At 68.2% G+C, this 10,033-nt stretch carries 9 protein-coding genes; 6 read left to right on the top strand and 3 right to left on the bottom strand.

The genetic code is table 11. From position 1 onward, the window contains the following. The first annotated feature begins 286 nt into the window (after nt 1-286). Both ACFWP7_RS16335 and ACFWP7_RS16330 read left to right on the top strand, forming a co-directional pair. Nucleotides 287-1,144: a helix-turn-helix domain-containing protein gene (locus ACFWP7_RS16335; RefSeq protein ID WP_384381920.1), complete on the top strand. Its 858-nt coding sequence runs from the start codon at nt 287-289 to the stop codon at nt 1,142-1,144. Between the two features lie 247 nt (nt 1,145-1,391). Then, nucleotides 1,392-1,601 carry a DUF397 domain-containing protein gene (locus tag ACFWP7_RS16330; RefSeq protein WP_384381918.1) on the top strand — a complete coding sequence of 70 codons (210 nt, stop codon included), beginning with the start codon at nt 1,392-1,394 and terminating at the stop codon, nt 1,599-1,601. A 148-nt stretch (nt 1,602-1,749) separates the two neighbouring features. On the opposite strand, the gene ACFWP7_RS16325 is transcribed toward ACFWP7_RS16330, so the two are convergent. Continuing rightward, nucleotides 1,750-2,589 carry a hypothetical protein gene (locus ACFWP7_RS16325; RefSeq protein ID WP_384381917.1) on the bottom strand — a complete coding sequence of 280 codons (840 nt, stop codon included), beginning with the start codon at nt 2,587-2,589 and terminating at the stop codon, nt 1,750-1,752. Nucleotides 2,590-2,670: 81 nt separating this feature from the next. On the opposite strand from ACFWP7_RS16325, the gene ACFWP7_RS16320 reads away from it, so the two are divergent. Further along, the gene (locus ACFWP7_RS16320) at nt 2,671-3,459 is read left to right on the top strand and encodes an SDR family oxidoreductase (protein WP_384381915.1); all 789 of its coding nucleotides are present in this window, start codon (nt 2,671-2,673) and stop codon (nt 3,457-3,459) included. A 209-nt stretch (nt 3,460-3,668) separates the two neighbouring features. Next, on the top strand, nt 3,669-5,231 hold the full coding sequence (locus tag ACFWP7_RS16315) for a sodium:solute symporter family protein (protein WP_384381913.1): 1,563 nt from the start codon (nt 3,669-3,671) through the stop codon (nt 5,229-5,231). A 247-nt stretch (nt 5,232-5,478) separates the two neighbouring features. Here the strand turns inward: ACFWP7_RS16315 and ACFWP7_RS16310 are convergent, their stop codons facing one another. Together ACFWP7_RS16310 and ACFWP7_RS16305 are read right to left on the bottom strand one after the other, a co-directional pair. Further along, on the bottom strand, nt 5,479-6,594 hold the full coding sequence (locus ACFWP7_RS16310; RefSeq protein WP_384381911.1) for an ADP-ribosylglycohydrolase family protein: 1,116 nt from the start codon (nt 6,592-6,594) through the stop codon (nt 5,479-5,481). A gap of 276 nt (nt 6,595-6,870) precedes the next feature. After that, on the bottom strand, nt 6,871-7,653 hold the full coding sequence (locus tag ACFWP7_RS16305; protein WP_384381909.1) for a hypothetical protein: 783 nt from the start codon (nt 7,651-7,653) through the stop codon (nt 6,871-6,873). A 249-nt stretch (nt 7,654-7,902) separates the two neighbouring features. Here ACFWP7_RS16305 and ACFWP7_RS16300 point away from each other — a divergent pair, with 249 nt between their 5' ends. Both ACFWP7_RS16300 and ACFWP7_RS16295 read left to right on the top strand, forming a co-directional pair. Beyond that, entirely contained in the window at nt 7,903-8,436 is a 534-nt protein-coding gene (locus ACFWP7_RS16300; RefSeq protein ID WP_384381907.1) for a DUF2165 domain-containing protein, read from the top strand. A 389-nt stretch (nt 8,437-8,825) separates the two neighbouring features. Beyond that, complete coding sequence (locus ACFWP7_RS16295) at nt 8,826-10,028, top strand: glycoside hydrolase family 27 protein (protein ID WP_384381905.1); 1,203 nt, start codon at nt 8,826-8,828, stop codon at nt 10,026-10,028. The last annotated feature ends 5 nt before the right edge of the window (nt 10,029-10,033 follow it).

The raw sequence follows: 10,033 nt of genomic DNA, 5'->3' as shown, positions 1-10,033 counted from the left end.
CGGACGCGTTCATTCACGCACGTTCATGCGCACTCGTCCGCGGCCAGGAACCCCGACCGGACCCGCCGCGGCCGGCCGCACATGCACGCGCTCGCCGCACCCCCTCGTGCGTGCTCGGGCGTGCTGATACCCGTGCTCCCGTACGTGCGGATACCGGCCAGATCCCCGAACTGGCGGCTACCCAGCGCATATCCAGTGTTTCCCAGCGGTAGAAAGCACCTTGGTGGCAGTCTGCTCAACAGCAGATACGCAAAGTAGAGGTTCGCAGCCGGAGGTGCACGTTCCCGTGGCGTCAAGTGTCAATCCCACCGTCCGGCGGCGCCGGCTGGGCCAGGAGCTGCGTCGGCTCCGTGAGCTCAAGGGCATGACGGCCGAAGAGGTCGCCGAGCGACTGCTGGTCTCCCAGTCGAAAATCAGCCGCCTGGAGAACGGGCGGCGCAGCATCAGCCAGCGCGATGTCCGTGATCTCTGCGGGGTCTACGAGGTCGAGGACGTCCGTATCGTCGACTCGCTGATGCAGATGGCCAAGGACTCACGCCAGCAGGGCTGGTGGCACTCCTTCGGCGACATCCCGTACAGCGTCTACATCGGCCTGGAGACGGACGCGGCGAGCCTGCGTGTGTACGACCCCCAGGTCGTCCCCGGGCTGTTGCAGACCCGGCCGTACGCGGAGGCCCTGATCGCCGGTGCGCTGCCGGAGACCGCGACCGGCGAGATCGAGAAGCGGGTCCAGGTCAGACTGCGCCGACAGGAACGTATCTCCGCCCCGGAGAATCCGCTCCGCCTGTGGACCGTCCTCGACGAGGCCGCCCTGCGCCGGGTCGTCGGCAACCGTTCCCTGATGCGTGAGCAGCTGGAACACCTCGTCGAGCAGTCGCAGCTTCCGCATGTCACCGTGCAGGTGATCCCGTTCGAGATGGGCGCGCATCCGGGACTGAACGGGCAGTACGCGATCCTGGAGTTCCCCGACGCGGCGGACTCGAGCGTCGTCTACATCGAGGGTGTCACCAGCGACCTGTATCTGGAGAAGGCGAACGACGTCCAGAAATACAGCGTGATGTACGAGCATCTGCGGGCGCAGGCTCTGAACGTGGAGCAGTCGCGGCAGTTCATCGCGGACATCGCGAAAGACTACGCACGCTGAGGCTCGCGAGGCTCACAGGGGCACCCTCGTCGCGAAGGTGCCGGACTGTACACCTTCGTCACAGCTGAGCGGAAGCCCCATTGGAATATGCCATCCGGTCGAGTGAATACTTCATTCGCCTGCCGATGTTGGCGAGTAGCGTCGATCACGCCATCAAGCAACAACGTTGGCGCAAACCGAACCGCGGGTTCCAGAAGGAACTCGTTGTGCGGTGACAGCTACTCAACAACTGGCTACCGGAGTGATCATGGCAATCCAGCAAGGCGCGCTGAACACCTGGACCAAGTCCTCGTATTCCACCGGCAACGGCGCATGTGTCGAGGTCAAGTCCCCCGTTCTCGCGGCGATGGCGGTTCGGGACTCAAAGGTCCCCCAGGGCCCCACGCTGGCGTTTCCCGCGAGTTCGTGGAACGCCTTCGTGGCAGAGGTGAGCCGGGGTACTTCCGACCTCGCCTGATGCACATAGACCGCCCGCTATGCACCACAACTGCACCGACCAACCGCATACGCACCACTGACAGAGCCCTCTCGACTGGCCCGCCGTCCTGGCCGAGGGGGCTCGGCTTTTTCCGGCCGACCCGCTCCACGATCTTCTACCCGACCCTCTACCGGAGCCGGTCCACGTACTTGTCCGTCCCCGGCACCGTCGGAATGAACGGCGCCACCAACTCCACCTTCCCCAGGCCCACTTCCGCGACCGACGCGTCCATCCCGGCGAAGTACCCCTCCCAGCAGTCCCGCGGATCCGCCTCCAGGAACCAGAGCAGCGTCAGCCGCGTATCCACCCCCTCGACCTGCTTGACGTACGTCATCCGGTCGCCGGGGAGCGGGGTCGGGCGGAAGATCGTGACCAGCGCGGACGGGGACCCCGCAAGCCGTTTCGGGAGGTGCCGGGAGCGCAGCCACTCCAGCAACTCGACGCGCTGCTCGGCCGATTCTGCGTCGATGACCTGCAACACCAGGCCCGCGTACGGGTGATCCAGGGCGTGGAAGTCACGGGGGCCGGCGGCTCCGTCGCGGTAGACGGTGGCCTCGTGGTCCTGGAAGGCCGTGAAGACGTGCGTGCGGTCCTGGTAGACGCGCCCGTCGCGGTTGAGCCGTTTGTTGATGCCGACGGTCCACTTCATGTGGTCGTCATAGCGGCCGTCGGTGACCCAGTACGTGGAGAGGTAGCAGCCGGCGGTGACGGGCTGGGCGACCGCCGACTCGCTTGGACAGCGCAGGAGTTGGAGGTCGCGCGTGGCCACCCAGCGGCGCCCCGCGTACATCCAGGGCATGGCCATCGCTCCCGCGATGAAGTGGTCGTCCTCGTACCAGCGGTTGTAGGCGTACTCGTGGCCCGGGTCCGGTTCGACCATGGTGATCAGGGCGTGGCCCGGGTGGACGCCGTACGGGCCGACGGCGGCCAGCTCCGCGTACACCTCGCTGCGGGTCTCCTCGCTCACGTCGCTCCCCTTCCTTCCTCCGGTGGACGCCCATACTCTGACGCCCCGTCAGGAAATGTGCCATAGCCGGGGAGGCGTCCGATGTCAGCACTGCTCGCGGGCAGGACCATCGTCGTGTCGGGGGTCGGAGCCGGGCTGGGGCATCAGGTCGCGGCGGCCGTGGTGCGGGACGGGGGCAACGCGGTCCTCGGGGCGCGCACGGAGACGAATCTCGCCAAGTGCGCGGCCGAACTCGATCCGGACGGCGCGCACTCGGCGTACCGGGCGACGGACATCACGGACGAGGGGCAGTGTGAGGACCTGGCCGCGCTTGCGGTGGAGCGGTTCGGGCGGATCGACGGTGTCGTCCATGTGGCCGCCTGGGACAGCTACTTCGGCGGCCTTGAGGACGCCGACTTCGCCACCTGGCAGTCGATCATCGACGTGAACCTGCTGGGGACGCTGCGGATGACCCGCGCCTGCCTCCCCGCGCTGAAGGCGGGCGGCGGCTCGGTCGTCGTCATCGGGACCCAGTCGGCGGTGGCCGCGCCCTCGCAGGTGTGGCAGGCGGCCTACGCGGCGTCCAAGGGTGCGCTGACGAGTGCGATGTACTCGCTCGCCCGGGAGCTCGGCCCGCACCGGATCCGGGTCAACACGGTGCTGCCCGGCTGGATGTGGGGCCCGCCGGTCCAGGCGTACGTCCAGTTCACCGCGCACACCGAGGGCGTACCGGAGGCGGAGGTGCTGGGGCGGCTCACCGAGCGGATGGCGCTGCCCGAGCTGGCCACGGACGGGGACGTCGCGGACGCGGTGGTGTTCCTGGCGTCTGACCGGGCTCGCGCGATCACGGGACAGTCACTGCTGGTCAACGCGGGCGAATTGATGCGGTAGCAGCCGATGTGACACCCTCCATCTGTTCATTGATGTGAACCGAGGTCAGCAACCAGAACATTTTTACTCCCTCTTGACCATACGGGCTGTTGTCGCCACCATGCCGCCGAACTCACGATGAGCGGGCACTTCGTGGCCTCTTCGGGCTGCACCGGCGAAGTGCCGCGCATGTCATCGCAGTTCACAAGGCGGACCCTGGGAGGGGGCATATGAACAGTCTCGACTGGGCCGTGCTCGTCGGCTACTTCGGTGTGATGGTCGCGATCGGCGTCTGGTCCCACAAACGGGTGGACGACGTCAGCGACTTCTTCACGGCCGGAGGAAAGATGCCGTGGTGGCTGTCCGGCATCTCGCACCACATGTCCGGCTACAGCGCGGTGATGTTCACCGGGTACGCGGCGATCGCCTACACCTACGGCGTGACGTCGTACGTCACCTGGTCCTTCCCCATCGCCATCGGCATCGCGATCGGCGCGAAACTCTTCGCCCCGCGGCTCAACCGGGTGCGCTCACGGCTGCACGTGGCCTCGCCGCTGGAGTACCTGAAGAACCGGTACAACCTGCCCACCCAGCAGGCCCTCGCCTGGTCCGGTGTGCTGCTGAAGATCGTGGACGTCGGCGCCAAGTGGGCCGCCATCGCGACCCTGCTCTCCGTGTTCACGGGCGTCTCGCTGAACATGGGCATCCTCATCACCGGCGCGGTGACGGCCGTCTACTGCACGGTCGGCGGGCTCTGGGCCGACGCGCTCACCGAACTCGGCCAGTTCGTCATCCAGTTCATCGCCGGTATCGCGATGCTCGTCGCGGTCCTGTCCGAGCTGGGCGGCTTCAGCCAGCTGTGGAACGTCTGGGACGCCCCCGCGCTCGAGGGCCACACCAAGCCGCTGGCCGGCCCGTACATGATGGTCTTCCTGATCGCCTATCTCTTCATCAAGACCTTCGAGTACAACGGCGGCATGTGGAACCAGGCCCAGCGCTACATGGCCACCGACTCCGCGAAGTCCGCCACCCGCTCGGGCATCCTGTCCGCCTCGCTCTGGCTGGTCTGGCCGCTGGTGCTGTTCTTCCCCATGTGGGTCGCGCCGCTGGTCATCAAGACGGACGTGCCGGCGGACTCGTACGCGCTGATGGCCGAGAAGCTGCTGCCGCACGGCCTGCTGGGGCTGGTCATCGTCGGCTTCTTCTCCCACACGATGGCGATGTGCTCCTCCGACGCCAACGCGATCTCCGCCGTCGTCACGCGCGACATCATGCCCGCGGTCTCGAAGAAGGCACGCGAGTGGGACACCCGGGCGGGGCTGCTGGCCGCCCGCCTGACCACGCTGCTCTTCCTCGGTCTCTCGATGTCCATCGCGACGCAGGTCAACTCCGCCTTCTTCGGCGACATCATCACGGTGGTCATCAAGTGGGTCGCCGGGCTGATGGGCCCGATCGCGATCCCGCTGATGCTCGGCCTGCTGCCCTGGTTCCGCAAGAGCGGTCCCACCGCCGCCCTGATCAGCTGGGGCGTCGGCCTGCTCACCTTCTGGCTGATCAACTACCCGATCAGCTGGAACGTCGACGGCGGCGTGCCGCTGCAGTACCAGATATCGGTTCCGCTGGCGGTCTCCCTCGTCCTCTACATCCTCATCGGCTACATCAAGCCGGAGGACACCCCGGAGCGGGACGCCCTCATCGCGAAGATCAACAGCGACGACGGCGGTTCGGGTTCGGCAGCGGCGGCGATCCCGAAGCAGGCGGGCACGGCCAGCCCGTCGGGCGCCGGTCTCTAGCCCGTCGGGCGCCGGTCTCCAGCCCGTCCGGCGCCGGTCTCCAGCCCGTCCGGCGCCGGTCTCCAGCCCGTCCGGCGCTTGAGGACGAAGAGCACCATCCCGATCCCCCACCCACCCACGGGGGCGGCCCTTTCAGCCCGTCCGGCGCTTGAGGACGAGGCCGTTCAGGCCGAAGCGGGGGTCTGGGGGCGGCAGCCCCCAGGGTCAAGGGACGGGTAGGGGCGGAGGGGGCGAAAACCCCTCCGCCTCACGCCCGCGGATACCGGATCAGCCACCCCGGGGAGGACCCCCCGGGCCCGTGCAACGCCGGCCCCTGCGTCATCTCCATCGCGAAGTCGTCCGCAAGGACGAGCATCGTAGGACGGCCCTCCAGCTCGGCCAACCAGGCCGGCGGGAGGGCCGTTTCGCCATGCAGCGCCCCCAGCAGCCCCCCGGTGAGCGAACCCGCCGCCCCCGAGGCCCCACCGTGGTTCACCGCGAGACACAACCCGTGCCGGATGTCCTCACCGACCAGCGCGCAGTACACGGCGACGGACAGCAACCGCTCCGCCGTACCCTCCCCCGCGAGTTCCTCGACCCGGGCCGGTGTGGGCATGCCCTGCCGTACGGCGCCCAGGGCGCGCTGGAGGGCCTCCGTGACGGGCTGGTGCCCCGGGCGCGCGGCCAGCATCCCCTGGGCCCGCTGGACGGCCCCGTCGAGGCTCTCGCCACGGGCCAGCCCGTGCACGATGACGGCGTACGCCCCCGCCGACAGGTACGCCGTGACGTGTCCGTGGGTCTGCGCGGCGCACTCGACGGCGAGCTGCATCACGAGCTGCGGCTCCCAGCCGACGAGGAGCCCGAAGGGCGCGGAGCGTGCGGCGGCCTCGGGGCCGGGCTCCCCCGGGTTCTTGGGGGCGTCCAGTGTGCCCATGGTGTCGTCGCCGAAGCCGAGGAGGCAGGAGCGGGCGGGGTCGCGGCGGGCGTACAGCCATTCCTCGCGGGCCAGCCAGCCGTCGTCCTTGCGGCGCTCGTCGGGGCCCCAGTCGCTCTGGGTCGCGGCCCAGCGGCGGTAGGCCCGGTGGAGGTCGGTGGGCGGGTGCCAGGCGCCGGTGTCACGGCGTACCTGGGCGCGGACCAGCCCGTCGAGGGTGAAGAGCGTGAGCTGGGTGAGGTGTGTGACGGCGCCCCGCCTGCCGTGCCCGAAGGCCAGGTCAGTGAGGCCCTCGGCGCCGTACGACTCCCGGATCTCCTCCAGACCGAGCCCGTCGAGGGGGGCGCCGAGCGCGTCGCCGACGGCCGTACCCAGCAGTGTTCCGCGCACCCGGCTACGGAAGTCCTGCTGTTCGGCACGGCCCCAGACGGCACCGGCTGTCGCACCCACCGAGACCTCCCAGCCACCGTCCGCACGTCCGACTGCCAGCACTGTAATCGAACGGGAACGGTCGGTTCAGGGCCGGAACGGTATGCGAAATGTCGCCCGACTGATCACCATTGGCGACCTTTTGGCAGACGTTCGGTGGGCTTTCCGGGCGCTCGGCAGCCCGGGCGCCTCAGCGGTCAGCCGTACCAGGTGACATCGCAGACGTATACACACTCATGGCGGGGCACGGCGAGGAAGCTGATGAAGCCTCGCCCGCCTGAGAGCAGGACCATTCGGTCACAGACCCGCCTCGGCCTCGACAGCCGCCCGGATCGTACGGATCTCGGCGATGGCCTCGGTGGGCTCGTCCTCCCCGACGTCCACGAGCCGCTCCAGCTCCCGCAGCCGGGCAGCGCGTTCGGGGTGCCGTTCAATGGCGACGAACACGGCCCAGGAGTGGACGAAGGCCCGCAGCGGCGCGAGGCTCTGTGTCTGCCGCACGTCGTGGAGCCAGGCGTCGAGGAAGGAACCGGTCCGTTCGTACGTGTCGAAGGCCAGGACCAGCCAGGGAACTTGGTCCGCGGTCTCAGCCAGTTCCTTCAGGAGCACGGGGGTCAGGACACGCTCGGGGGACAGAACCAGTTGTACGTCCTCCTGCGTGCGAAAACGGGCGCTGAGGCCGGCCCTCAGTCGGTCGGCGCCCTGGGCGAGTTGGGCGGGGTCCAGGGCACCCGCGAAGGCACCGACCACCGGCACAAGAGCCAGTCCCACCACACCGGCACGGGCCGCCGCCATGCTCGCGGCCGACGGCTCCCCGCCCTCGGGACCGGCATCCCCGACTGCCGCCGCCTCGTGCCGCCGCTCCCGGTGGCTGGTCAACAGCCGCTCCAGTTCCTTGAAGCGGTGGCCCTGGCGCGCGAAATGCTCCGCGATGGCCGCCATCGCCTCCGGCAGACTGCCGACCGACTCGTCGACGTACGACGTCAGCGCCCCGCGCTCCCGCGCTCCCGCGCTCCCGCGCGAGCTGTTCCAACTCCCGTACGAGAAAGCTCTTTCCGACCCCCGCGTTCCCGTGCACATGAAACAGGAACCGGTGCCGCTCGTCCTCGGGCGCCAGCTCCAGGTTCTCCCGGAACGCGGCACGCTCCGCCAGCCGCCCGACGAACCCGCGCCGCGTGCGGTCCCTGATCAGCTCCCGCATCGACGGACGCGCCCGTACCATTAGCCCGACTCCTCCGCATCGCCCGTCCGGACCGGTCTCCAGTCTGACCCAACTCGCCCGAAAACGACTGGGTGTTGGCTGTTCGACGTGTCGGCCATAGTGGGAACATGCCGCTCTCCAGAACCCCCCACTCCACCGTCCTCCGCCTCACCTCCACCCTCCTCACCGCCACGGTCGCGCTCTACATCACCCTCGTCGCCTTCGGCAACATCACGGACTTCGGCACCAACCAGCAGTTCGTCCGCCATGTCCTCGCGATGGACACGACGTTCAAGGACGACGACCTGATGTGGCGGGCCATCACGTCACACGCCCTACAGGACGCCGCGTACGTCGCGATCATCGCCTGGGAGACCATCGCGGCCCTCGTCCTCATCGCCGGCACGTACCTCTGGGCCCGCCGCGACGACACCCGCGCCCGCTCCGTCTCCACCCTCGGCCTCCTGATGCTCCTGCTCCTCTTCGGCGCCGGCTTCATCGGCATCGGCGGCGAGTGGTTCTCCATGTGGCAGTCGGGCGACTGGAACGGGCTGGACGCGGCGATGCGGGTGTTTCTGCTGAGCGGGGTCGTGCTGGTGGTCATTCATCTACTGCCGCTCGCGACAGACACGCGGGGAAGCAGGGCGGGGAGCTCCGGCTGACAGTCAGTCGCACCAGGTGACGTTGCAGATACAGAGGCCCGCCTCCACCTCGGCCGCCGCCCGCAGCGCGCAGATCTCGGCGATGACGTCAGCCGGTTCCTGTTCGCCCGCGTCCACGATCCGCCCAGGTTCGTGGAGTCGGGCGGCGCCCTGCGGGTGCCTTTCGATCGCGACGAGAACGGCCCACGAGTGAGGTGGAAACGGGCGGACCGGGCGCGCGCACGCGCGTTGAAGTGCCGCTCAGTCTCTTACCTGAACCTCAGGGTGCCCATATCTTCGATCGCTAAAGTTCCGGTACCTGAATATGACCGTCCTGGAACCCCTGCCCGGTCTCGAATCTTTTCGCTTCCGGTCCCCGACCTTTGCGAATTCTGTGAAAGAGGGGTTCGATGTCCACCCGTTCACTGGTGGCCACGGCGGCCGCCGCGGTGCTCGTCGTGGGAGCGTGCGTTGCGGGATTGGCCACGGCTCCCGCCGACAACGCACTGGACAACGGTCTGGCGCTTACTCCGCAAATGGGGTTCAACAACTGGAATTCCACCCAATGCTCCTCGACATTCAACGAGAAGATGATCGAGGGCATAGCAGACCTTTTCGTATCCTCCGGTCTCAAAGACGCCGGCTACGAGTACGTGAATCTTGACGACTGCTGGGCGCTTCCCACACGCGACGCCAACGGCAACCTGGTGGCCGATCCGGTGCGGTTCCCGAACGGCATAAAGGCCGTCGCCGATTATGTGCACTCCAAGGGCCTGAAGTTCGGCCTCTACTCCAGCGCCGGGACCAAGACCTGCAGCGACGACGCCGGGTTCCCTGGTTCGCTCGGCCATGAGCAGCAGGACGCCGACCTGTGGGCTTCCTGGGGCGTGGACTACCTGAAGTACGACAACTGCAACAACGACGGACGAAGCGCCAAACAGCGCTACACCACGATGCGCGACGCCCTGCTGGCCACCGGACGGCCGATCCTGTACGCCATCTGCGAATGGGGCGAGAGTGAGCCCTGGACCTGGGCCGCGCCGGTCGGCAACTCCTGGCGCACCACCCTCGACATCACCGACACCTACAGCAGCATGGTGTCGAACTACGAAGCGAACATCCAGCTCGGCCAGTACGCGGGGCCCGGTCACTGGAACGACCCCGACATGCTGGAGATCGGCAACGGGGGAATGACCGACCTCGAATACCGCTCCCAGTTCAGCCTCTGGTCGATGATGGCGGCGCCACTGATCATCGGCACCGACATCCGGGAGGCGACTCCGGCCACGATGGAGATTCTGAGCGACTCCGATGTCATAGCCGTCGATCAGGACCCACTCGGCGTGCAGGGCACCGAGATCAGTTCGGCGAACGGCTTGCACGTGATCACCAAGCCGCTGGAGAACGGCGACCGGGCCGTCGCGCTGTTCAACGAGACCGACGCGGCGGCCACGATCAGCACCACCGCCACGGCCGTAGGCCTGCCCAAGGCCTCCGGGTACACGGTCAAGGACCTGTGGGCAGGCACGAGTGCCGAGTCCGCGGGTGGGATCAGCGCCGTCGTACCGCCGCACGGGACCACGATGGTGCGCGTCCGGGCGGGCGGCGACTGACAGAG

The sequence above is a fragment of the Streptomyces sp. NPDC058470 genome (assembly GCF_042721055.1).
Lineage (GTDB): Bacteria > Actinomycetota > Actinomycetes > Streptomycetales > Streptomycetaceae > Streptomyces.
Note: the sequence above shows the minus strand (reverse complement) of the source record. Positions and strands in the feature narration are given on the sequence as shown.